This is a genomic window from Pseudomonas sp. BS3767 (assembly GCF_900099665.1).
GTDB lineage: Bacteria > Pseudomonadota > Gammaproteobacteria > Pseudomonadales > Pseudomonadaceae > Aquipseudomonas > Aquipseudomonas cerasi.
This window is the reverse complement of record NZ_FNCX01000003.1, coordinates 468,436-491,429: the sequence shown is the minus strand read 5'-3', so window position 1 is coordinate 491,429 and position 22,994 is coordinate 468,436. Positions and strand designations below refer to the sequence as shown.

The following is a 22,994-nucleotide window of genomic DNA, read 5'->3' as shown; positions in this document are numbered from 1 at the left end:
CCTATAAAACCAAGACGACTATTGCATTGATTTCCGGACGAAAAGAATGCTCGGGCAGACCCACCGTGCATTGAAATTACCATCGGCCTCGGTACGCTGAGCTGATCCAATCACATTTGGAGCGATTATGCCCAAGGCTTCCCATCAAGATTTGCGCCGTAGCTTCCGTGCGCTCACCTCGTCGAACGCTTGCTTTCACACAGCCTCGGTGTTCGACCCCATGTCAGCGCGAATCGCAGCGGATCTGGGCTTTGAAGTAGGCATCCTCGGCGGCTCCGTGGCGTCGCTGCAAGTCCTGGCAGCCCCTGACTTCGCCCTGATCACCCTGAGCGAATTCGTTGAACAGGCCACGCGCATCGGCCGTGTCGCACAGCTCCCGGTCATCGCGGACGCAGACCATGGTTATGGCAATGCCCTTAACGTCATGCGCACCGTTGTCGAACTGGAACGTGCCGGTATTTCTGCACTGACGATCGAAGATACCCTGCTGCCGGCACAGTTCGGACGCAAATCCACTGATCTGATCTCCACTGCCGAAGGTGTTGGCAAGATCCGCGCAGCGCTGGAGGCTCGCGTCGATCCAGAGATGTCGATTTTCGCTCGTACCAACGCAGCGATCATTCCGGTTCAGGAAGCCATCAGCCGGGTTCAGCAGTATCAGGCTGCCGGAGCTGACGGCATTACCATCGTCGGCATTCGTGACTTCGATCACCTGGCGCAGATATCCGAAGGCGTGACCGTACCGCTGATGCTGGTGACGTACGGCAACCCGGAACTGCACGACAACGCGCGCCTTGCCGAGATGGGTGTGAGGATTTGCGTGCATGGCCACGCAGCGTACTTCGCGGCGATCAAGGCCACCTATGACTGCCTGCGCGAGCAGCGTCAGATACTGGGCAACGAGTCGAACATGAGTGCGACTGAACTGACCCACACCTACACGCAGCCTGAAGACTACGTAGAGTGGGCCCGTAAGTTCATGAACGTGAATGAGTGACAGGCAACGCTGGACGCTGCGCCGCCTGATCAGGGGCGCAAGCAGCTGAATGCCCACGCAACACTGTGCGCGGGCATGATGAGCATCACTTCGAACGCAAAGCAGGCGATATCACGCGGTGGTGTTTACACCGCCACCGGTTTCCAGCTGCAGCAACGAGGCCTGCAACGTCTGCAGGTTGGCGCTGATGGTCGCGATCTGGCCCTGAATCGCCATGGACTTCTGCGCCTTCTCTTCCGCTGACCCTTTACCGCTTTGAGCAGCAGCCAGCTGCGCCTTCTGCTCGGCGAGTTGCTTCTGAGCGTCCTTGATCTGCTGCTTTATCTGCTCGATCGTCTGATTGAGAGACGATTCACTGGAGCCACCCACGCTGCCGCCGCCACCCGCTGCACCGGCCTTGCCACCTTCAGTCGACGCCTGATCAGAGCTTTTCTCCGTTTCGGTAGTCGTGGTGGCGACAGCAGTCGCGGTCTTGGCCGTTTCAGCATCAGTAGGCTTGACCGTTAGCGTCAACGAGCTTGAGTAACTGTTCAGCGTGGAGGTATTGATAGTAGTCATGACGGTCTCCTGGAAGTCTGGAACAGCTATCGGCCGACTGGAAACATTCTGAAGTACTTTTATTGAATATTGAAAGAGTCCGCGTCCAGCCCAGCCGGAAACCGCGTACGGTAGGCTTGCAGGTCTGCCGCGCTGAGCGTCGCCCTGAACACTCCATCCGCTTCGCCCGCGCTCAACAGGCTCTCGCCCTGAAAATCCAGGACCTGACTGTCACCGGTGTACGCAAAGCCCTTGCCGTCCGACCCGACGCGATTGACCGCCGCCACGTAGCACAGGTTTTCAATGGCTCTGGCGGGCAGCAGGCGGTTCCAGTGCAGACGCCGTGCGCCCGGCCAGTTGGCGGTGTACAGCAACAGATCGGTGTCCTGGGCGTCACGGCTCCAGACCGGAAAGCGCAGGTCATAGCAGATCAGCGGGCGTACACGCCAGCCGTTGAGCTCAAACATCACCTGGCGATCACCCGGCGTGTAGTGCTCGTGTTCACCGGCCATGCGAAACAGATGACGCTTGTCGTAATGCAGCAGTTCACCGTCTGGCCGCGCCCACAACAGGCGATTGCGATGACTGCCATCGGCAGCGCGCATCATGACGCTGCCGGTTACCACGGCGTTGATACGCCTGGCCTGCGCCAATAGCCATAGCGATGTAGGCCCGGCTTCCGGCTCTGACAGGGCCTCGGACTCCATCGAGAACCCGGTGGTGAACATCTCTGGCAGGATCACCAGGTCCGCGCCGCGCGCCTGATCCAGCAATGGCTCGAAATGCTCGAGATTGGCCTCGCGATCATGCCACGCCAGCGTGGTCTGGATCAGTGCGAGGTTGAGGTTGGGCAGCCCGCTTATATCGCGCATAGTTTCTCCGCCGCCAGACGCAGCGTCTCTTCCTGTTTGGCGAAGCACAGGCGGATCAGGCGCTGCCCTTCTGGCGGGCTCTGGTAGAACACCGAAATCGGAATGCTCGCCACGCCATGCTCACGGGTCATCCACAAGGCCATGTCGACGTCATTGAGGTCGGGCCTGATCTGCGAGTAATCGACCAACTGGAAATAAGTCCCGCCCACCGGCCGGAAGCTGAAACGCGACTCGGCCAGATGACTGCAGAAAAAGTCGCGCTTGGCCTGATAGAAGCCTGGCAGTTCATCGACATGCTCAGGGTGTTCGGCCATGAAGTCGGCCAATGCGTATTGCAACGGCGTGACACCACAGAAGCTCACATACTGATGCACCTTGCGCAGTTCGGACGTCAGCGCAGGCGGCGCGACCACGTAACCGGTTTTCCAGCCTGTGACGTGATAGGTCTTGCCGAACGAGCTGACGACGAAGGCGCGCTGATACAGCGCTTCGTGGTCGAGCACACTGACGTGGCGTGCGCCGTCAAACACCAGGTGTTCATAGACTTCATCGCTGAGCAGGTAAATGTCGCGATCGGCGATCAGCGCGGCCAGTCGATCAAGCTCTGAACGACTGATCAGAGCGCCGCTGGGGTTGTGCGGGCTGTTGATGACAATCATGCGGGTACGGGGGCTCAGCGCATCGCTGAGCTTTTGCCAGTCGATGGAGAAGTCATCCAGCCCCAGTTGCACATGAACGCAGCGCCCACCGGCCAGTTCGACGGCAGGCTCGTAGCTGTCATAACAAGGGTCGAAAATGATCACTTCATCGCCAGCACGAATAACGCTATGGATCGCGCAGAAAATCGCCTGGGTGGCACCCGGTGTAATAGTGATTTCAGTGTCCGCATTGACCGTACGCCCATAGCTGCGGGCGATCTTTGCCGCAACTTGCTGACGAAGCGCAGGCAGCCCGGTCATCGGTGAGTATTGGTTATGGCCTTGAGTGACGTGTCGGCAGACCGCATCACGCAGCGCCTGCGGCCCGTCAAAATCAGGAAACCCCTGGGACAGGTTGATAGCTCCGGTTTCGGCGGCCAGCTGTGACATGACGGTGAAGATAGTGGTGCCCACGTTGGGCAACTTGCTGTCGATCATGGAACCCTTTCCCTGCAATCTCCCGGCACCGGGCGGCACGGGGTCAGGCAGGATAGCCCATTAAACGGACACAAAAAAAGGCGCCGAAGCGCCTTTTTCCAGATGCTGACTCAGCGCTTGTCGCGGCGCTTCTTGTCGGCCTTCTTGTGGTGCGACATCATCCGACGCTTCTTGTTGACCTGACGGTCGGTGAGCGTGTTCTTGTTGCCTTCATACGGGTTCTCGCCGCCCTTGAACTCGATACGGATCGGCGTACCGACCAGTTTGAGCACACGCCGGTAAGTGTTTTCCAGGTAACGGACGTAGGACTTGGGTACTTTCTCGACCTGATTACCGTGGATCACGATCAGCGGCGGGTTGGCACCACCCAAGTGAGCGTAGCGCAGCTTGATGCGGCGGCTGCCGACCATCGGTGGCGCATGCTCGCTGACCGCATCTTCGAGAATCTGGGTCAGGCGGCTGGTTGGCCAGCGGGTTACCGCAGACTTGAACGAGTTCTGTACCGACTGATACAGGTTGCCCACGCCCGTGCCGTGCAGTGCGGAGATGAAGTGGATGTCGGCGAAGTCGACGAAGAACAACCGGCGCTCCAGCTCGATCTTCACGAAATCGCGTTCGCCCGGCGTCATGCCGTCCCACTTGTTCAGCGCGATGACCAGCGCACGACCCGCTTCAAGGGCGAAGCCCAGCAGGTTCAGGTCGTGGTCGACCACACCTTCGCGGGCGTCCATCACAAAGATCACCACGTTGGCGTCCTTGATGGCCTGCAGCGTCTTGACCACCGAGAACTTTTCAACTTCCTCGTGGATCTTGCCGCGCTTGCGCACACCGGCGGTGTCGATCAGCGTGTACTTCTCTTCGTTACGCTCGAAGGGAATGTAGATACTGTCGCGCGTGGTGCCTGGCTCGTCATAGACGATAACCCGGTCTTCACCCAGCATACGGTTGACCAGCGTCGACTTGCCGACGTTGGGACGACCGATGATGGCGATCTTGATGCCGTCTTTCTCGCTAGGGCCGGGAATGCGCTTGGCTTCCTGACCTTCGGCGACTTCCTCGACCTCAACACCCTCTTCAGGCTCGTCTTCGTCTCTGGGGAATTCGCGCAGAGCGATTTCGAGCATCTGCGAGATACCACGACCGTGGGCACCGGCCACCGGAATGGCGTCGCCCAGGCCCATCGGGCTGAACTCGGCGCGTGCCAGGTTCTCGTCGATGTTGTCGATCTTGTTGGCAACCACGTAGGAACGCTTGTTGCGCTTGCGCAGGTGCTCACCAATCATCTGATCAGCAGCGGTGTAGCCCGCACGGGCGTCCACCAGAAACAGCACCACATCGGCTTCTTCAATGGCCAGCAGCGACTGCTCGGCCATCTTTTCGTCCATGCCATGCTCGTCACCGGAGATACCGCCGGTGTCGATCAGAATATAGGAGCGCCCTTGCCACTTCGCCTCTCCGTATTGGCGATCACGGGTAAGACCGGACAGATCGCCGACAATGGCGTCGCGAGTCCTGGTCAGGCGGTTGAACATGGTGGACTTGCCGACGTTCGGTCGACCCACCAGGGCGATTACGGGAACCATGCGGCTCTCCACTTCGTTATTTCAGAAAATACAAAAGCCGCTGCAGGGCAGCGGCCGGAGTTCGGGGCGATGCCACAAAGGCACCGCAGCCTTGCCGAAGCAAGGGCACCCGGGGCCATTGGCCCCGGGCATGGACACTTATTGCTTGATGGTCAGGGCTTCCAGTTTGCCGCTGTTGCCATACACGTAAATCATGTCCCCAACCACCAGCGGACGCGCACGCAGGCCGTCGCTGTCGATACGTTCGCGACCGACAAAACGACCGTCCACCTGGCTCAACAGGTGCAGGTAGCCTTCCATGTCACCGACCGCTACGTAGCTGGAATACACTTCCGGCGCGCCGAGCTGGCGGCGAGCCAGTGATTCGTTGCTCCACAGTGCAGAGGACGAACGCTCGTCGATACCTTCGACAGTACCGGACGCCAGAGTGGCATAGACGCTGCCAAAGCCCTGGGCGACACCCGAGTAGCTCGAAGCATCACGCTGCCAGAGGACACGACCGCTTTCCAGATCGAGACCGGCGACGCGGCCCTGATAGGTAGCAACGTACAGCGTACCGCCGGACAGCAACAGGCCGCCGTCGATATCGACCACACGATCCAGTTCCGAGCGACCTTGCGGGATGGCAACACGCTGCTCCCAGATCGGCACGCCGTTGGTGATATCCAGAGCGACGACCTTGCCGGTCGACAGACCTGCCACGGCAAGACGGTTGGTCGCCAGCGGAGCACCGGTACCGCGCAGGGTCAGCACCGCCGGGGTACTTTCGTAGATCCAGAGCTGCGAACCGGTAGAGGCGTCGAAACCGACGATGCGGTCATCCTGAGTCTGGACAACGACCACGGAACCGTTGGTGGCAGGCGGAGCCAGCACTTCGCTGGTGACGCGAGCGCGCCACTTTTCTTCACCGGACGTGGCATCCATGGCAATCACTTCACCCTTGAGGGTGCCGATCATCACCAGTCCGTAGCCCACGCCGACTGCACCGGAAACGGGTAGGTCGAGATCCTTCTTCCAGATCACGTCGCCAGTCAGACGGTCCAGCGACACGACTTCGCCCGTGACGTCAGCCGCATAGATGCGGTCGCCATCAATGGCCGGCACGAGCATGTTGTAAGTCTTGCCCTGACCGTCGCCAATGGAACGGCTCCACTGCTTGTGCAGAACCACTTCTTCTTTGAAGTCGGTCAGCTCGGCCGGAGGCAATTCCTTTTTGCTGTTGCTGCTGCAACCCGCGGCCAGAATGGCCAGAGCCAGCAATGCTGCATGTTTCCAACGAATCACGTCACGCATCCCCTTTCGCCAGATCGTCGAGCTTCATTTGCAGGCCACCCACTGCTGCGTCTTCGGACAGAGCAGATTTGGCCTTTTGGTATGCAGCATACGCCTCGTCGGTACGACCCAGCTGTACCAGCAGGTCACCCTTGAGTTCTTCACGACTGGCGAGGAAAGCCTTGTCGGCATCGCCGTCGAGCAGCTTCAGCGCGTCATCGGTCTTGTTCTGCGCAGCCAGCACGCGTGCCAGACGTTGACGGGCAATCTCGCCCAGCGTGTCATTGGCAGGTTTGTCGGCCACGGTTTTCAGCTCGGCTGCAGCATCGTCCAGCTTGCCAGCATCGACCGCCACCTTGGCGACGAACAGGCTACCGAACTGTGCGTAGGTAGTGCCACCGAATTCGCTTTTCAGTTTGCCGGAGATCTCGGCGACACGTGCGGTGTCTGCCTGACCACTGGGCGTCAGTGCGGTTTCCAGCAATTGCTGATAAAGCATCGAGGCGCCTTGCGACTGGCTGGCCTGATACCTGTGCCAGAACTGCCAACCCAGAACCACGACCAACGCAAGCAGACCGCCGGTCAACAGAGGTTTGCCGTTGCGCTGCCACCAGTCCTTCATTACCGCCAGCTCTTCATCTTCGGTACCCGACACCCCAATACTCCTATTCGCTAAACGGCTGTTAAATCAGCTTCAACCCTGCACGACGCAGGAGGCCAGGTGCTCTGACAGAGCATCCCAGGCAATATTTTGTTGTTCACCCTGGCCACGCAGGGGCTTGACGCCAATGACCTTCGCCGCCAGTTCTTCTTCGCCGAGGATCAGTGCGAACAGCGCACCGCTCTTGTCGGCCTTCTTGAACTGGCTTTTGAAGCTGCCGGCACCGGCGTTGACCTGCAACCGCAGGGTCGGCAGCTGATCACGGACCTTTTCGGTCAGTGCCAGTGCCGCCAGCTCGGCCGCTTCGCCGAATGCACACAGGTAGACATCGACCTGACGGGCAATCTCTTCCGGCACCTGCTCAAGGGTTTCGAGCAGCAGAACCAGTCGCTCGATACCCATCGCGAAACCGACGCCTGCAGTAGGCTTGCCACCCATCTGCTCGACCAGACCGTCGTAACGACCGCCCGCACAGACCGTACCCTGGGCACCGAGTTGATCGGTGACCCACTCGAAAACGGTCTTGCTGTAGTAATCCAGGCCACGCACCAGCTTGGGATTGATCACATAAGGAATACCGGCGGCGTCCAGACGGGCCTTCAGGCCTTCGAAGTGAACGCGGGATTCGTCATCCAGGTAGTCCGCCAGTTTCGGCGCATCGACCAGCACAGCCTGGGTTTCAGGGTGCTTGGTGTCCAGCACGCGCAGCGGGTTGGTTTTCAGACGGCGCTGGCTGTCTTCGTCCAGTTGGTCGAGACGGGCCGAGAGGTATTCGACCAGCGCGTCGCGATAACGCGCACGCGCCTCGCTGGTGCCCAGGCTGTTCAGCTCGAGCTTCACGGCGTTGCGGATGCCCAGCAGGCCCCACAGGCGCCAGGTCATGACAATCAGTTCGGCATCAATATCCGGACCGTCCAGGTTGAAAACCTCGACACCGATCTGATGAAACTGACGATAACGGCCTTTCTGTGGACGCTCGTGACGGAACATCGGACCGATGTACCACAGTTTTTGAACCTGGCCGCCGCCAGTGATGCCGTGTTCGAGGACCGCACGCACGCATGCGGCAGTGCCTTCAGGGCGCAGGGTCAGAGAGTCACCGTTACGATCGGCGAAGGTGTACATCTCTTTCTCGACGATATCGGTCACTTCACCGATGGAGCGCTTGAACAGCTCGGTGAATTCGACGATAGGCATACGAATCTGGCGGTAACCGTAGTTATCCAGCAGACGGGCAACAGTGCCTTCGAAGTGACGCCACAGCGGCGTCTGCTCGGGCAGGATGTCGTTCATGCCACGAATGGCTTGTAGAGACTTACTCACAGAAAATCCTTAGCAATCCGGGTTAGCCGCGCACGATGACCGAGGCGTCGGCTTCGGCTTTTTCAGCCGCTTTCTCGCGAATCAAGCGTTCCAGCTCATTCACGAGATTGTCATTGGTCAGTTTCTGCGCGGGTTTGCCGTCGATGTAGATCAGGTTCGGCGTACCACCGGTCAGGCCGATATGCGCCTCTTTGGCTTCGCCCGGACCATTGACCACACAACCGATGACCGCAACATCGAGCGGAACCAGCAAATCCTCGAGGCGACCTTCCAGCTCGTTCATGGTCTTGACCACATCGAAGTTCTGCCGTGAGCAACTCGGGCAGGCGATGAAGTTGATTCCACGCGAACGAAGACGCAACGATTTGAGAATGTCGTACCCGACCTTCACTTCCTCGACCGGGTCAGCCGCCAGCGAGATGCGGATAGTATCGCCAATTCCTTCGGCGAGCAGCATACCGAGACCGACAGCCGATTTCACCGTACCTGAACGCAAGCCACCGGCTTCGGTGATGCCCAGGTGCAGCGGCTGAACAATCTCCTTGGCCAGCAGGCGATAGGCAGCGACGGCCATAAACACATCGGAAGCCTTGACGCTGACCTTGAAGTCCGGAAAGTTCAGGCGTTCCAGGTGCTCGACATGGCGCAGCGCAGATTCTACCAAGGCCTCTGGCGTAGGCTCGCCGTACTTCTTCTGCAGGTCTTTTTCCAGCGAACCGGCGTTGACGCCGATACGGATCGGGATGCCTCGATCACGCGCAGCATCGACCACGGCCCGCACACGGTCTTCACGACCGATATTGCCCGGGTTGATACGCAGACAGTCGACGCCCAGCTCCGCCACACGCAGGGCGATGCGGTAATCGAAGTGGATGTCGGCGACCAGCGGCACCTTGACCAGCTGCTTGATGCGGCCGAATGCTTCGGCAGCGTCCATGTCGGGCACCGAAACACGCACGATGTCGACACCCGCCGCTTCCAGACGATTGATCTGTGCCACGGTAGCGGCCACATCGTTGGTATCACTGTTGGTCATGCTTTGCACCGCGATCGGCGCATCACCGCCGACTGGTACGGAACCGACCCATATTTTCCGGGATTCGCGACGCTTGATTGGAGATTCGCCGTGCATGACTTATTGCCCTAGCTTCAGGCGAGCAGTTTCGCCGCTGGTAAAAGGTGCTACATCCACAGGCTGACCGTTGTAGCTGACCTGCGCACCGCGCGCGTAGCCCAGACGCAGGGTCAACGGCGGCTTGCCGCTGACATCCAGACTGTCGCCCTTGCGCTTGAGGCCGCTGACCAGCACCTTGCCGTTTCCGTCAGTGACCTGGGTCCAGCAATCGGCAACGAACTGTACGGTCACCTGACCGGCACCCGCCACGGCAGGCACTGGCTGCTCGGCAGGTGCAGTCGGCATCGACGGCACGGTCGGCGCAGCAACGGGGGCTTGCGGCGTGCTCGCCGGTGGCGTGGCAGCAGCAGGCGTCTGTGTTTGTGGTTGTGCGGTTGCATGACCTGTAACGCTGGAAGCCGGGGCCGCTGGCGCAGCAGCTGGCGCCTCACTGGCAGGCGCACCGGTATTCAACGGCAAGGAAGTTTGTCCGGAGGCAGGCGTTTCAGCCACAGCAGGCTCTTCCGGCTCGTCGAGCGGGTGAATCTGCGTGGTGCCGTCGGCACTTTCGACTTCGACGTGCTCCATGTTCAGCCCGGACTGATCCCTGCCGCGCAAGGTCGCCTGATCCTGCCACCAGAAGAAACCACCGCCGACCAGGATCACCAGCAACAGCAGGCTGACGATACGCAGAATGTTGTGCGACAGCCTGACCGGCTCTTCGATACGGCCCAGCGCGTGGACCGAACTGCCCTTACCGTCAGTGCCGGTGAACTGGTCGAACTGTTCGACCAGCGCCGCCTGATCAAGGTCAAGCAGTTTGGCGTAGGCACGCACGTAGCCCCGGGCAAACGTATGCCCAGGCAGCTTTTCAAACTGGCCGTTCTCCAGATTGGTCAGGGAGGTCACGGTGAGATTGAGTCTCAAGGCCACATCTGGCAGCGACCAGCTCCTGCTCTCGCGGGCCTGGCGCAGGGTTTCTCCAGGATTCACGCGATTGGTTGCTACAACTTCGGGATGCGCCGCTTTCATCATTGCTCCGACAGGTATTGCTGATATTCCGGCGTACCGGGATAGAGTCTTTTCAACAGCAGGCCAAAGCTGGCTGCCTTGTTACGATCATCATATATCTTCGCCAGCCGTGTACCGAGCAATAGACTACGTGCATTTTGCTCGCTGAGTTGGCTAAAACGGTCGTAATAGTCACGCGCCGGCACATATTGCTTGTCTTCGTAGGACAGCTGAGCCATTTCCAGCAAGGATAATGGCAACTGACGGTCCAGGCGCAATGCCTTGGTAAAATGCTCGCGAGCCTGCTCGCGGTTGCCCAGTTTCAGCGAGGTCATGCCCAGGCTTTCAAAAACCCGTGACCGCTCAGGATACAGGTTGTCGGCAGCCGCCTGTTCAAAACGCTCGTAGGCTTCCTTGTAACGTTTTTGCTCGAACAGAAAACTGCCGTAATTGTTGACGATACGTGTTTCGTTATTGCTGGCGGCCAACGCCTTGCGAAAGTACTGCTCTGCCAGCTCCGGCTCCATCTCTGTCTGGAACACCAGGGCCAGCGCGGCGTTGGCCTGCGCATCCGAGCTGTCGAGTTCAAGCGCCTTTTTCAGCGGAACCTTGGCGCGCTCGGTCTGCCCCTGCTGGAAATAACCCAGGCCAAGCTGCACGTAAGCCTTGCGCGCTTCCTCGCGCCCCTGGGCCGTCGTCAGCGGATTGACGTTACCGGTGGACACGCACGCTGTCAGCAGGACGACAACACAGAGCAGCAGCGAGGCACGCACAGGCATGGAGTCTCTCTCGGTCAGGTTCGCAGTCAGGTTCGAGTCACCGCGACAGGGGCCGCATCGGCCTCGGCGCTCAACTCACGCACTGCAATGTAGCGTTCGCTACGGCGTGTGCGGTCCATCACCTGCCCGACCAACTGGCCGCATGCAGCATCGATATCTTCACCGCGTGTGGTGCGCACAGTGACGTTATAACCGGCCTGATGCAACAGGTCCTGAAAACGACGGATTGCGTTATTGCTGGGACGCTCGTAACCGGAGTGCGGAAACGGGTTGAACGGAATCAGGTTGATCTTGCAAGGTGTGTCCTTGAGCAGTTCGATCATCTCGACCGCGTGCTCTACCTTGTCGTTGATGTCCTTGAGCATGGTGTACTCGATGGTGAGCACACGCTTTTCGCCCAGATTGGACATATAGCGACGGCAGGACTCGAGAAGCATTTTCAACGGGTATTTCTTGTTGAGCGGCACCAACTGGTTGCGCAGCGCATCGTTCGGTGCGTGCAGCGACAAGGCCAGGGACACGTCGATGTGCTTGGAAAGCTCATCGATCATCGGTACCACACCGGAGGTGGACAAGGTCACCCGGCGCTTGGAAATGCCATACCCCAGGTCATCCATCATCAGATGCATGGCGGCAATGACATTGTCGAAGTTCAGCAGCGGCTCACCCATGCCCATCATCACCACGTTGGTGATGGCACGGTCGACGGTCGCCGGGACGCTGCCGAAGGATTTGTTGGCAATCCACACCTGACCGATGACTTCGGCGGCGGTGAGGTTGCTGTTGAAGCCTTGCTTGCCCGTGGAACAGAAGCTGCAATCCAGGGCACAGCCCGCCTGGGACGAAACACACAAGGTGCCACGCTTGCCCTGCGGAATGTAGACGGTCTCGACACAGCTGCCGGACTCTACGCGCACCACCCATTTACGGGTGCCGTCGCTGGAGATGTCCTCGCTGACCACTTCGGGACCGCGAACTTCGGCACAGGCCTTGAGCTTTTCGCGCAGGGCCTTGCTGACGTTCGTCATCGCGTCGAAATCGTCGACGCCGAAGTGGTGAATCCACTTCATGACCTGACCGGCACGGAAGCGCTTCTCCCCGATAGAGTCGAAGAATTTCTCCATTTCCTGTTGAGTCAGCCCCAGCAGGTTGGTTTTACCAGTCGATGCAATCATGAATTCACCCTTCACTCGTCAGTCAAAAATGACTTAGCGAGCGGTTACTTCGGTAGCTGCGAAGAAGTACGAGATTTCGCGAGCGGCGGCTGCTTCGGAATCGGAGCCGTGAACAGCGTTGGCGTCGATGGAGTCAGCGAAATCAGCACGGATGGTGCCGGCAGCAGCTTCTTTAGGGTTGGTAGCGCCCATCAGCTCGCGGTTCAAAGCGATAGCGTTTTCGCCTTCCAGAACCTGAACGACAACCGGACCGGAGATCATGAAAGCAACCAGGTCGCCGAAGAAACCGCGAGCGCTGTGCTCAGCGTAGAAACCTTCAGCTTCGGCCTTGGACAGTTGCTTCAGCTTGGAAGCGACAACGCGCAGACCGGCTTTTTCGAAACGAGTGGTGATCTCGCCGATTACGTTCTTGGCAACGGCGTCAGGCTTGATGATGGAGAAAGTACGTTGAACAGCCATGGTGAAACTCCAGAAGCAGTGATTGAAGCGAAAAATTAAACCCGCGAATTATACGCGGGTTCTGGTGTATTGCCTAACTGCGTACGTTACTGAACGTCAATCGGCCTCTTCGATCCATAACCCCTGGATCGCCTCGAGAACCTTTTCCCCACTACGGTCAGGGTGGTCATCGAACTCAGGCAAGGCCATGACCAGATTACGCAGCCTGGGAAAACTCACAGTCAGCGGATCGACATCCGGGTGGCTTTCAGCCAGCTGGATGGCGATTTCCTGCACATCAACCCATTTGAGACTCATGAGCAATCCTTGAATCAGTGTGGCGCTTCAGCGGCGTGGTTGAGCGAATACTTGGGTATTTCGACCGTGAGGTCTTCGTTGCCGACAATGGCCTGACAGGACAGACGCGATTGCGCTTCCAGCCCCCACGCCTTGTCGAGCATGTCTTCTTCCAGCTCATCGGCTTCATTCAGCGAACCGAAACCTTCGCGAATGATGCAATGGCAGGTGGTGCACGCACACACGCCACCACAGGCGCTTTCAATCTCGATGTGGTGCTCGTGGGCAATGTCGAGAATAGACGTGCCGGGCTCCACTTCTACAACCAGCCCGTCCGGGCAATGCTCGGCGTGGGGCAGAAAAATCACCTGCGGCATCAGTTATTCCTCAATCTCATTCAAGTTGCGCCCGGCCAGTGCGGCTTTTACCGTCGAATCGAGGCGTCGGGCAGCAAATGCATCGGTCACCTGCGACAGACGCTTGGTCTGTTGCTCGATGGCATAACCATCGGTGCCTTGCATCAGTTCACGGAGTTCGTCCATCTGCAGGTTAATGACCAGGCGCTCTTCCTCGTCGAGAAGACGCTCGCCATCGGCATCCAGGGCACCCTGAACAGCTTCGAGCAGACGCTCGGCATCAACCTGATGCTCACGCAGCACACGAGCGACCTTGTCGTCGCCGGCATACTCGAAGGAGTCCTTGAGCATGCGGGTGACTTCGTCATCGGTCAGCCCGTAGGAAGGCTTGACCTGAATGCTCGACTCGATACCCGAGCCCATTTCACGCGCCGAAACGCTGAGCAGACCGTCAGCATCGACCTGGAAGGTGACACGAATCTTTGCCGCACCCGCGACCATCGGCGGGATGCCACGCAGCTCGAAGCGCGCCAGCGAACGACAGTCGCTGATCAATTCACGCTCACCCTGCAGTACATGAATCTTCATGGCCGTCTGGCCATCCTTGTACGTGGTGAATTCCTGACCACGCGCCACAGGGATGGTGGTGTTGCGCGGAATGACCTTCTCCATCAGACCGCCCATGGTTTCCAGCCCCAGCGAGAGCGGAATCACATCGAGGAGCAGCAGTTCGCCACCGTCACGCTTGTTGCCGGCCAGAGTATCGGCCTGGATCGCAGCCCCGATGGCCACCACCTGATCCGGGTCGATCTCGGTCAACGGCTGACGACCGAAAAGCTCGGCCACCGCTTCGCGTACGCGTGGAACTCGGGTTGAACCGCCGACCATGACCACCGCTTCGACTTCTTCAAGCTCGATACCGGTGTCACGCACCGCACGACGACAGGCCTTGAGACTGCGCGCGACCATAGGCTCGATCAGCGCATTGAGCGCCTCGCGGGTCAGCGTGCCACGCCAGTCACCGTAGGCGACCTCGACAGACTCGGCGTCAGTCAGCGCTTCCTTGGCCGAGCAGGCAGCCTGCAGCAGGCTGCGTTGCGCGGAAGGGTCGATATCGGCAGACAGACCGGCATCAGTGACAATCCAGTTGGCTATCGCATGATCGAAGTCATCGCCACCCAGAGCGGTATCGCCGCCAGTGGCCAGTACTTCAAACACACCGCCGGTCAGGCGCAGGATCGAGATATCGAAGGTCCCGCCACCCAAGTCATAGATGGCAACCACGCCTTCGGCTTTCTGATCCAGGCCATAGGCGACAGCCGCCGCCGTGGGCTCATTGAGCAGGCGCAGTACGTTGAGACCCGCCAGTCTGGCAGCGTCCTTGGTCGCCTGACGCTGAGCGTCATCGAAGTAGGCAGGAACGGTGATCACCGCGCCTACCAGCTCGCCACCCAACGAGGCTTCTGCGCGCTGGCGCAGGACCTTGAGGATGTCGGCAGACACTTCGACCGGACTTTTCGGCCCCTGCACGGTGTCGATGAACGGCATGTGCGACTCACCGCCAACAAACCGGTACGGCAGCTGCTCGCCCAGTTGCTTGACGTCAGTCAGACCACGCCCCATGAGACGCTTGACCGACAGAACGGTATTGAACGGGTCCTGGGAGGCGGCGATCTTCGCTGACTGCCCTACTTCGACACGATCAGCGTGATAGCGCACGGCAGACGGCAGAATGACCTGCCCCTCTGCATCGGCCAGCGGTTCGGACAGGCCGCTGCGTACCGCAGCAACCAGAGAATTGGTGGTGCCCAGGTCGATACCCACAGCCAGACGACGCTGGTGCGGTTGAGGACTCAGGCCGGGTTCGGCGATCTGCAGTAAAGCCATGCTGTTCAGAATAATCACTGGCGCGCGGCCGAAGCCGCGCGGGGTTAATCGTCGAGGCGCTCTTCTAACTGGCGCACTTCGTGAGAGAGCTTGTCGAGAAACTGCATACGCCGCATCAGCTTTTCAGCGTGCTCGCGCTGTGCAGCATCATTCCAACAGGCCGCGAAGCTCTGGTTCAGTTCGTCCTGAGCGACCTTGAGCTGACGCTTGAAGGTCGCAACGCCGGCGAGATCAGCCTCTTCCTGCAAGTCCTCAAGGTCTTCGCGCAATTGCATCTGCTGCAGAAGAAACTCGGGATCATGCACCGTGACTTCGAGCGGCACTTCGTTGCCGTTCATTGCCAGCAGGTAGCGCGCCCTTTTCGGCGGGCTTTTCAGGGTCTGATAGGCCTCGTTGAGACTGGCCGAGCGCTCCAGCGCCACACGCTGCTCACGCTCGGGGGCATCCGCAAAGCGATCCGGATGCACGTTACGCGCAAGCTCACGGTAGCGCGTGGCCAGCTGGTCAAGATCAAGCTGAAACTCGGGCTTGAGGTCGAACAGGGCGAAGTGACAGGGAGTACCCACAATAAAAAGCCTCAGACGTTGAAGCTTTCGCCACAGCCGCACTCACCGCGCGAATTGGGATTGTTGAACTTGAAGCCTTCGTTCAACCCTTCACGCACGAAATCGAGCTCGGTGCCATCCAGATAGACCAGACTCTTCGGATCAATGATCACCTTGACGCCGTGCATTTCAAACACGGTGTCTTCGCTGGCCGCCTCATCGACGAACTCGAGCACATAGGCAAGACCTGAACAGCCTGTGGTGCGAACACCCAGACGAACGCCGTCACCCTTGCCGCGCCCCTCAAGGGAACGTCGTACGTGGTTAGCGGCAGCTTCTGTCATGCTGATAGCCATCGGAACTCCTTAGCCTGTTGCATTAGCCTGTTGCAGTTGACTCTGTCGCAAGCTTCTCTTGAAAAGCCTGCTTACAGCAGACCTTTCTTTTGCTTGTAATCGCGAACGGCCGCCTTGATGGCGTCTTCAGCGAGTACCGAGCAGTGAATCTTCACTGGCGGCAGTGCCAGCTCTTCAGCCAACTGAGTGTTCTTGATGGTCTCTGCTTCATCCAGAGTCTTGCCTTTCATCCACTCGGTCGCCAGGGAGCTGGACGCAATGGCCGAACCACAGCCGTAGGTCTTGAACTTGGCGTCTTCGATAACGCCCTGCTCGTTGACCTTGATCTGCAGGCGCATCACGTCGCCGCACGCAGGAGCGCCGACCATGCCGGTGCCAACATCAGGATCTTCCGCGTTCATCTTGCCGACGTTACGTGGATTTTCGTAGTGGTCGATGACCTTTTCGCTGTAAGCCATGATTCTATTCCTCTCACATCAGGGAGCCGCTCTGCAGGTCACGTCGCAATTGCCCATGACCTGTCTTGGAGGCGACTTTAAATTAGTGCGCCGCCCACTCGATCTTGGAGATGTCGACGCCGTCTTTGAACATGTCCCACAGCGGCGAAAGCGTGCGCAGCCGGGTGACAGCCTCGCAAACTTTCTGCGCGGCGTAATCGATTTCTTCTTCGGTGCTGAAACGGCCGAAGGTGAAACGAATCGAGCTGTGCGCCAGTTCGTCGTTGCGACCCAGGGCACGCAGCACGTACGAAGGCTCAAGCGAGGCCGAGGTACAGGCCGAACCGGACGATACCGCCAGATCCTTGAGCGCCATGATCAGCGACTCGCCTTCGACATAGTTGAAGCTCAGGTTCAGGTTGTGCGGTACGCGTGCGGTCAGACTGCCGTTGACGTACAGCTCTTCCAGGTTTTCGACCTGCTTGAAAAAACGATCGCTGAGTGCCTTGATGCGCACGTTTTCAGCAGCCATTTCTTCCTTGGCGATACGGAATGCTTCGCCCATGCCGACGATCTGGTGAGTCGCCAGGGTGCCGGAACGCATGCCACGCTCGTGACCGCCGCCGTGCATGGTCGCTTCAAGGCGAACACGTGGCTTGCGGCTGACGTAGAGTGCGCCGATGCCTTTGGGGCCGTAGGTTTTGTGTGCAGAGAACGACATCAGGTCAACCTTGAGGCTGGCCAGATCGATTTCAACCTTGCCGGTCGACTGCGCGCCATCGACGTGGAACAGCACACCACGTGAACGGGTCAGCTCACCGATCGCGGCGATATCGTTGATGGTGCCGATCTCGTTGTTCACATGCATGATCGAAACCAGGATGGTGTCGTCGCGCAGTGCCGCTTCAATCATGGCAGGCGTGATCAGACCGTCTTCGCCTGGCTCGATGTAGGTCACTTCGAAACCTTCGCGTTCCAGCTGGCGAGTGGTGTCGAGGACAGCCTTGTGCTCAACCTTCGACGTGATCAGGTGCTTGCCTTTGCTGGCGTAGAAATGCGCAACACCTTTAATAGCCAGGTTGTTGGATTCAGTGGCACCCGAAGTCCAGACGATTTCGCGCGGATCGGCGTTGACCAGATCAGCGACCTGACGACGAGCGTTCTCGACCGCTTCTTCGGCTTTCCAGCCAAAGACGTGGGAGCGCGAGGCCGGGTTGCCGAAGTTTCCTTCGACGGTCAGGCAATCGATCATTTTCTGCGCGACACGCGGATCGACCGGGGTCGTCGCGGAGTAGTCGAGGTAAATTGGCAATTTCATTGAAGCTCTCCTATCAGGCAGGCGCACCGCTCATTCATCTGCGTTCATTCGACGGCGGACGTTTCGATCTTACCCAGTTGCGACATGTGGTTATGACCACGGCGCATATCCTGGCGCTGAGCGACTTCTTGTACCTCACGGCGAGTGACAAGATCCGCCAAGCTGATACCGCTTAGAAATTCGTGAATCTGCTGGCTCAGGTCGCACCACAGGTGGTGAGTCAGGCAGGTATCGCCAGCATGGCAATCGCCCAGACCCTGACACCGCGTGGCATCGACAGATTCATTGACTGCATCGACAACCTGAGCAACCTGGATGCCTTTCATGTCGCGCGACAGCTGGTAACCACCGCCCGGACCACGAACACTGGAAACCAGATTGCCGCGACGCAGCTTGGCGAACAGCTGCTCGAGGTAGGACAGGGAAATACCCTGCCGCTCGGAGATGTCGGCCAGAGACACTGGCCCGTTCTGCGCGTGCAACGCCAGGTCAAGCATGGCTGTTACAGCGTATCGGCCTTTAGTAGTCAGTCGCATGGCGTATACCGCAGAGGTTCGGAATGAGAGCGAGTATGCTATTCCCGAGTAAAAGAGTCAACTATTAGACCAAGTAAAACAGTCGGGATTAGCGAAAAGCGCGGGCTGCATCATAGCAAAGGTGCGGCGTAATGGCACGCACCCTGCCCACCGTGAGCGCTAGCCGACCTTGCCTTCCTGGCAGTCCTTGACGCAGTCGAAAACTTCGTCACGCAGCTCCGGCAACTCCTTGGCGCGGTAATCGCTGCCAAGCCTGCCGAGTGCATCGCACATGCCTTCCAGGCGCCCATCGACAGCCTGCAAATGGTCAAGCAACTGGCCAATGGCGCGCGCGACCGGATCGGGCATATCTGCACTGACACCGTAGGCATCGAAGCCGAGCTTCTCGGCCATGGCCTTGCGCCTGGCCTCAACCTCATCGTCTGACTTGACGATGATGCGCCCCGGGATGCCCACTGCGGTTGCGCCCGCAGGCACAGCCTTGGTGACCACTGCATTGGAGCCGATCTTGGCGCCGGCGCCCACCGTGAACGGCCCGAGCACCTTGGCACCCGCCCCGACCACCACACCGTCTTCCAGCGTCGGATGGCGCTTGCCGGCATTCCAGCTGGTGCCACCCAGGGTCACGCCCTGGTAGAGGGTGACGTCACTGCCGATCTCGGCGGTTTCGCCGATCACGATGCCCATGCCGTGATCGATGAAAAAACGGCGGCCGATGCGCGCGCCCGGATGGATCTCGATTCCGGTCATCCAGCGGCCAAAGTTCGAGACCACCCGCGCCGGCCATTTCCAGCCGTTGCGCCACAGAATATGGGCGAAGCGGTGCAGCCAGATCGCGTGCATCCCCGGATAGCAGGTCAGGACTTCAAAGGCGTTGCGCGCTGCGGGATCGCGGTGGAACACGCTTTGAATGTCTTCTCGCAGACGCTCGAACATCACTGATCCTTTCGCTTGTAGGGTTCACCGCGCGCGGCTTTCTGGGTTTCAGTGAGCACACCGCGCAGGATACTCAGCTCGGATCGCTCGACTTCGCTACGCCCGTACAGCCTGCGCAACCGGGCCATCAGATGCCGTGGCTTTTCCGGATCAAGAAAACCGATGGCCACCAGCGTGGCCTCGAGGTGGGTGTAGAAACCTTCCATTTCGTCCATGGTCGCCAGTTCGGCACTGTGCGCCGACGCAGGCCTTGAAGCCTCGCCCTGCTCCGCGGCAGCCAGCCAGGCCACGCGCACCTCATAACTGAGCACCTGTACGGCAGCCGCCAGATTGAGAGAACTGAACGCAGGGTCAGACGGGATGTGCACATGGAAGTGGCAACGCTGCAGCTCTTCGTTGGTCAGGCCCGCATGTTCGCGACCGAACACCAGCGCCACCTCGGCACCGTCGCCGGCCTGTTCGATGACTTTCTCACCCGAGGCACGCGGATCCAGCATAGGCCAAGGCAGGCTTCGATCCCGCGCGCTGGTGCCCAGCACCAGACGGCAGCCGACCAGCGCTTCTTCAAGGGTCGCCACCACCTGCGCGCCCTCGAGAATGTCGGTAGCGCCGGACGCACGCGCATCGGCATCGGGCGAAGGAAAAATGCGCGGATCGACCAGCACCAGACGCGAAAGCCCCATGTTTTTCATGGCGCGAGCAGCCCCGCCGATATTTCCGGGATGGGTAGTGCCGACCAGGACAACACGAATGTTCTGCAACAAAGCGAACGCTCACTGATACGAATTAGGGGGGCAAATCTTACAGAAACGGCTCGACTAACGCCATGAAGCTGTGAGAGCTGCAACAGCATGGGCGACCGCGCCGGACGCAAAAAAACACACACGAACCCGACAACCGTAACAACGCAAGGCTGGAAATAATTCGAATCAGCCCATAGAATGCCCGGCTCTCTTTAACAACCTTAGGTGAATTATCCATGCAGCCCATGCTGAATATCGCGCTGCGCGCCGCCCGCAGCGCCAGCGAATTGATTTTCCGCTCCATCGAGCGCCTGGATACCATCAAGGTTGACGAAAAAGAAGCCAAAGACTACGTCACAGAGATCGACCGCGCTGCCGAGCAAAGCATCATCACCGCTCTGCGCAAGGCCTACCCGACTCACGGCATCCTCGGCGAAGAAAGCGGCCTGCACGAAGGCAGCGGCGAAGGCACCGACTACCTGTGGATCATCGACCCACTGGACGGCACCACCAACTTCGTTCGCGGCATCCCGCACTTTGCCGTCAGCATCGCCTGCAAATACCGCGGCCGCCTCGAGCACGCCGTGGTTCTCGACCCGGTCCGCCAGGAAGAATTCACCGCAAGCCGTGGTCGTGGCGCAGCCCTGAACGGTCGCCGTCTGCGCGTCAGCCAGCGCAAGAGCCTGGAAGGCGCCCTGCTCGGCACCGGCTTCCCGTTTCGTGACAACCAGATGGACAACATCGAGAACTACCTGGGCATGTTCCGCAGCCTGGTAGGCCAGACCGCCGGCATCCGCCGCGCAGGTGCTGCCAGCCTCGACCTGGCTTATGTCGCTGCCGGTCGCTTCGATGCGTTCTGGGAGTCAGGCCTGTCCGAGTGGGATATGGCTGCAGGCGCCCTGCTGATTCAGGAAGCAGGCGGTCTGGTCAGCGATTTCACCGGTGGTCACGACTTCCTCGAGAAAGGCCACATCGTTGCCGGCAACACCAAGTGCTTCAAGGCGGTACTGACCGCGATCGCACCGCACCTGCCAGCTTCGCTCAAGCGTTAAGCGGCAGGCATAAAAAAACCGGCGCAAGCCGGTTTTTTTATGTCTTGTGAAGCTCAGCGGATGGCGTTACTGCGCCTGACCCAATATCAGCTGACCGTTCTTGTCGACCGGAATCTGGCTACCCGGATCACGCTCCATACGAACCTGACCCACCTTCTCGTTCAGCTTGTACTTGACGTTGTAGCCCACAACCTTGTCGCTCACATCATTGACCGTCGTGCAGCGGTTCTGCGTAGTGGTGTAGGTATCACGCTCCTGCATGCCTTCCTGAACCTTGTTACCCGCATAACCACCACCTACCGCGCCCGCGACTGTAGCGATCTTCTTGCCGTTACCGCCACCGATCTGGTTACCCAGCAAGCCACCGGCAACCGCGCCAATAACGCTACCGACGATCTGATGCTGGTCCTTGACCGGCGCCTGACGGGTAACGGTTACGTCCTTGCAAACTTCACGGGGGGTTTTGATCTGCTGATTGATCGGCTCTACCGCCAATACATCCGCATACTCAGGACCACCCTTGACCAAGCTATAGGTGGCAACGGCGCCGCCAGCAGTCACGACAGCAGCACCTAACACAGCACCAACAAGCATAGACTTGTTCACTTGAACCTCCTGACCAATCGAAACGCAGCATGGCTGCGCAATGCCTAGCCTTGGAGCATAAAAAAAGGCGCGAGTTCAGCACTCGCGCCTTTTTTATGATGGCCGGACCTACGGGAGGTCGTCAGCCTTCTCGACGACCACTGGAGGAATCAGATCCTCGGTGGTCAGGTTCAGCCAGATCAGCACCACGTTGGCGATGTAGATGGACGAGTAGGTACCCGCCAGTACGCCGATGAACAACGCGATGGAGAAGCCTTCCAGGCTGTCACCGCCAAACACCCACAATGCCACGATCGCCAACAGGGTCGAAACCGAGGTGGCAATGGTGCGCAGCAGTGTCTGCGTGGTGGAGATGTTGATGTTCTCGATCAACGAAGCCTTGCGCAGCAGGCGGAAGTTTTCGCGTACCCGGTCGAAGACCACAATGGTGTCGTTCAGCGAGTAGCCGATGATCGCCAGCACCGCCGCCAGCACCGTCAGGTCGAAGGTGATCTGGAAGAACGACAGGATCCCCATCGTCACCACCACGTCGTGAATCAGCGAGACGATCGCCCCGACTGCGAATTTCCACTGGAAGCGGAATGCCAGGTAGATCAGAACACCGCCCAGCGCCATCAGCATGCCGAGGCCGCCCTGATCGCGCAGCTCTTCACCGACCTGCGGGCCGACGAACTCGACACGCTTGACCACTGCCGGGTTATCGGCACCGGCCTTGCGCAGCGCCTCGGCAACCTGGGTGCCCAGTTGCGGGTCTTCACCCGGCATGCGCACCAGCAAGTCGGTGGTGGCGCCGAAGCTCTGTACAACGGCTTCGTGATAGCCCGCCGAAACCAGCTCCTGACGAACCTTGCCCAGGTCAGCGGGACGTTCGTAGGTCAGCTCGATGAGCGTACCGCCGGTGAAGTCCAGACCAAAGTTGAGCCCTTTATGGAACCAGCTGAACAACGCCAGTACGGTAAGGAGCATTGTGATGGCGAACGCAACATTGCGAACGCCCATGAAGTTGATGGTACGTAACATGGCAGCC

The 22,994-nt window shown here is 59.3% G+C and carries 26 protein-coding genes; 2 read left to right on the top strand and 24 right to left on the bottom strand.

The window, feature by feature from the left end; all coding sequences use genetic code 11:
• The first annotated feature begins 127 nt into the window (after positions 1-127).
• Positions 128-997, top strand: a complete 870-nt coding sequence (locus BLR16_RS11395) for an isocitrate lyase/PEP mutase family protein (RefSeq protein WP_003365065.1) — start codon at positions 128-130, stop codon at positions 995-997.
• A gap of 111 nt (positions 998-1,108) precedes the next feature.
• Here BLR16_RS11395 and BLR16_RS11390 read toward each other — a convergent pair whose 3' ends face one another.
• From BLR16_RS11390 to trmJ, 22 genes are all read right to left on the bottom strand, one after another.
• Entirely contained in the window at positions 1,109-1,555 is a 447-nt protein-coding gene (locus BLR16_RS11390; RefSeq protein WP_060708762.1) for a FlxA-like family protein, read from the bottom strand.
• A gap of 59 nt (positions 1,556-1,614) precedes the next feature.
• Positions 1,615-2,406, bottom strand: a complete 792-nt coding sequence (locus tag BLR16_RS11385) for an amidohydrolase (RefSeq protein ID WP_024662103.1) — start codon at positions 2,404-2,406, stop codon at positions 1,615-1,617.
• Positions 2,394-3,542, bottom strand: a complete 1,149-nt coding sequence (locus tag BLR16_RS11380; RefSeq protein ID WP_003365071.1) for a pyridoxal phosphate-dependent aminotransferase — start codon at positions 3,540-3,542, stop codon at positions 2,394-2,396. The genes BLR16_RS11385 and BLR16_RS11380 overlap by 13 nt, the downstream gene beginning before the upstream one ends.
• 110 nt (positions 3,543-3,652) lie before the next feature.
• Positions 3,653-5,125, bottom strand: coding sequence for a ribosome biogenesis GTPase Der (der, locus tag BLR16_RS11375; RefSeq protein ID WP_003365072.1), 1,473 nt, complete (start codon positions 5,123-5,125; stop codon positions 3,653-3,655).
• A gap of 138 nt (positions 5,126-5,263) precedes the next feature.
• A complete protein-coding gene (gene bamB / locus BLR16_RS11370) occupies positions 5,264-6,418 on the bottom strand; it encodes an outer membrane protein assembly factor BamB (protein ID WP_042930335.1) in 1,155 nt (384 codons plus the stop codon).
• Positions 6,411-7,052, bottom strand: coding sequence for a YfgM family protein (locus tag BLR16_RS11365; RefSeq protein WP_002552488.1), 642 nt, complete (start codon positions 7,050-7,052; stop codon positions 6,411-6,413). The genes bamB and BLR16_RS11365 overlap by 8 nt, the downstream gene beginning before the upstream one ends.
• A gap of 39 nt (positions 7,053-7,091) precedes the next feature.
• Positions 7,092-8,381: a histidine--tRNA ligase gene (gene hisS / locus BLR16_RS11360; RefSeq protein ID WP_003365074.1), complete on the bottom strand. Its 1,290-nt coding sequence runs from the start codon at positions 8,379-8,381 to the stop codon at positions 7,092-7,094.
• A gap of 22 nt (positions 8,382-8,403) precedes the next feature.
• Positions 8,404-9,513 (bottom strand): flavodoxin-dependent (E)-4-hydroxy-3-methylbut-2-enyl-diphosphate synthase, encoded by a 1,110-nt coding sequence (gene ispG / locus BLR16_RS11355; protein WP_003365075.1) that lies wholly within the window; start codon positions 9,511-9,513, stop codon positions 8,404-8,406.
• Between the two features lie 3 nt (positions 9,514-9,516).
• Positions 9,517-10,527, bottom strand: a complete 1,011-nt coding sequence (locus BLR16_RS11350) for a RodZ domain-containing protein (protein WP_054080729.1) — start codon at positions 10,525-10,527, stop codon at positions 9,517-9,519.
• A complete protein-coding gene (gene pilW / locus BLR16_RS11345) occupies positions 10,527-11,285 on the bottom strand; it encodes a type IV pilus biogenesis/stability protein PilW (RefSeq protein WP_003409116.1) in 759 nt (252 codons plus the stop codon). Before pilW ends, BLR16_RS11350 begins: the two co-directional genes overlap by 1 nt.
• Positions 11,286-11,311: 26 nt before the next feature.
• Positions 11,312-12,460, bottom strand: coding sequence for a dual-specificity RNA methyltransferase RlmN (rlmN, locus tag BLR16_RS11340; protein ID WP_003433455.1), 1,149 nt, complete (start codon positions 12,458-12,460; stop codon positions 11,312-11,314).
• 33 nt (positions 12,461-12,493) lie between these two features.
• Positions 12,494-12,919, bottom strand: coding sequence for a nucleoside-diphosphate kinase (ndk, locus tag BLR16_RS11335; RefSeq protein ID WP_002552482.1), 426 nt, complete (start codon positions 12,917-12,919; stop codon positions 12,494-12,496).
• A gap of 96 nt (positions 12,920-13,015) precedes the next feature.
• Positions 13,016-13,216, bottom strand: a complete 201-nt coding sequence (iscX, locus tag BLR16_RS11330; protein WP_002552481.1) for a Fe-S cluster assembly protein IscX — start codon at positions 13,214-13,216, stop codon at positions 13,016-13,018.
• 14 nt (positions 13,217-13,230) lie between these two features.
• A complete protein-coding gene (gene fdx / locus BLR16_RS11325) occupies positions 13,231-13,572 on the bottom strand; it encodes an ISC system 2Fe-2S type ferredoxin (RefSeq protein ID WP_003433456.1) in 342 nt (113 codons plus the stop codon).
• Between the two features lie 3 nt (positions 13,573-13,575).
• Complete coding sequence (gene hscA / locus BLR16_RS11320) at positions 13,576-15,438, bottom strand: Fe-S protein assembly chaperone HscA (RefSeq protein WP_003433457.1); 1,863 nt, start codon at positions 15,436-15,438, stop codon at positions 13,576-13,578.
• Between the two features lie 44 nt (positions 15,439-15,482).
• Entirely contained in the window at positions 15,483-16,004 is a 522-nt protein-coding gene (gene hscB, locus BLR16_RS11315; RefSeq protein ID WP_002552478.1) for a co-chaperone HscB, read from the bottom strand.
• Positions 16,005-16,015: 11 nt separating this feature from the next.
• Complete coding sequence (gene iscA / locus BLR16_RS11310; protein ID WP_003365093.1) at positions 16,016-16,339, bottom strand: iron-sulfur cluster assembly protein IscA; 324 nt, start codon at positions 16,337-16,339, stop codon at positions 16,016-16,018.
• Between the two features lie 71 nt (positions 16,340-16,410).
• Positions 16,411-16,797 carry a Fe-S cluster assembly scaffold IscU gene (gene iscU, locus BLR16_RS11305; RefSeq protein ID WP_002552476.1) on the bottom strand — a complete coding sequence of 129 codons (387 nt, stop codon included), beginning with the start codon at positions 16,795-16,797 and terminating at the stop codon, positions 16,411-16,413.
• An 82-nt stretch (positions 16,798-16,879) separates the two neighbouring features.
• Positions 16,880-18,094, bottom strand: coding sequence for an IscS subfamily cysteine desulfurase (locus BLR16_RS11300; protein WP_003365095.1), 1,215 nt, complete (start codon positions 18,092-18,094; stop codon positions 16,880-16,882).
• Between the two features lie 44 nt (positions 18,095-18,138).
• The gene (gene iscR, locus BLR16_RS11295) at positions 18,139-18,630 is read right to left on the bottom strand and encodes a Fe-S cluster assembly transcriptional regulator IscR (protein ID WP_002552474.1); all 492 of its coding nucleotides are present in this window, start codon (positions 18,628-18,630) and stop codon (positions 18,139-18,141) included.
• A 159-nt stretch (positions 18,631-18,789) separates the two neighbouring features.
• Complete coding sequence (cysE, locus tag BLR16_RS11285; protein ID WP_058397328.1) at positions 18,790-19,566, bottom strand: serine O-acetyltransferase; 777 nt, start codon at positions 19,564-19,566, stop codon at positions 18,790-18,792.
• Positions 19,566-20,330 (bottom strand): tRNA (cytosine(32)/uridine(32)-2'-O)-methyltransferase TrmJ, encoded by a 765-nt coding sequence (trmJ, locus tag BLR16_RS11280; RefSeq protein WP_003433458.1) that lies wholly within the window; start codon positions 20,328-20,330, stop codon positions 19,566-19,568. Before trmJ ends, cysE begins: the two co-directional genes overlap by 1 nt.
• Before the next feature lie 215 nt (positions 20,331-20,545).
• Here trmJ and suhB point away from each other — a divergent pair, with 215 nt between their 5' ends.
• Positions 20,546-21,361, top strand: coding sequence for a type III secretion system regulator SuhB (gene suhB, locus BLR16_RS11275; RefSeq protein WP_003314166.1), 816 nt, complete (start codon positions 20,546-20,548; stop codon positions 21,359-21,361).
• Between the two features lie 66 nt (positions 21,362-21,427).
• Here suhB and BLR16_RS11270 read toward each other — a convergent pair whose 3' ends face one another.
• Both BLR16_RS11270 and secF read right to left on the bottom strand, forming a co-directional pair.
• Positions 21,428-21,967, bottom strand: coding sequence for a glycine zipper 2TM domain-containing protein (locus BLR16_RS11270; RefSeq protein ID WP_002552471.1), 540 nt, complete (start codon positions 21,965-21,967; stop codon positions 21,428-21,430).
• Between the two features lie 108 nt (positions 21,968-22,075).
• Positions 22,076-22,987: a protein translocase subunit SecF gene (gene secF / locus BLR16_RS11265; RefSeq protein WP_003433459.1), complete on the bottom strand. Its 912-nt coding sequence runs from the start codon at positions 22,985-22,987 to the stop codon at positions 22,076-22,078.
• Positions 22,988-22,994 lie beyond the last annotated feature (7 nt).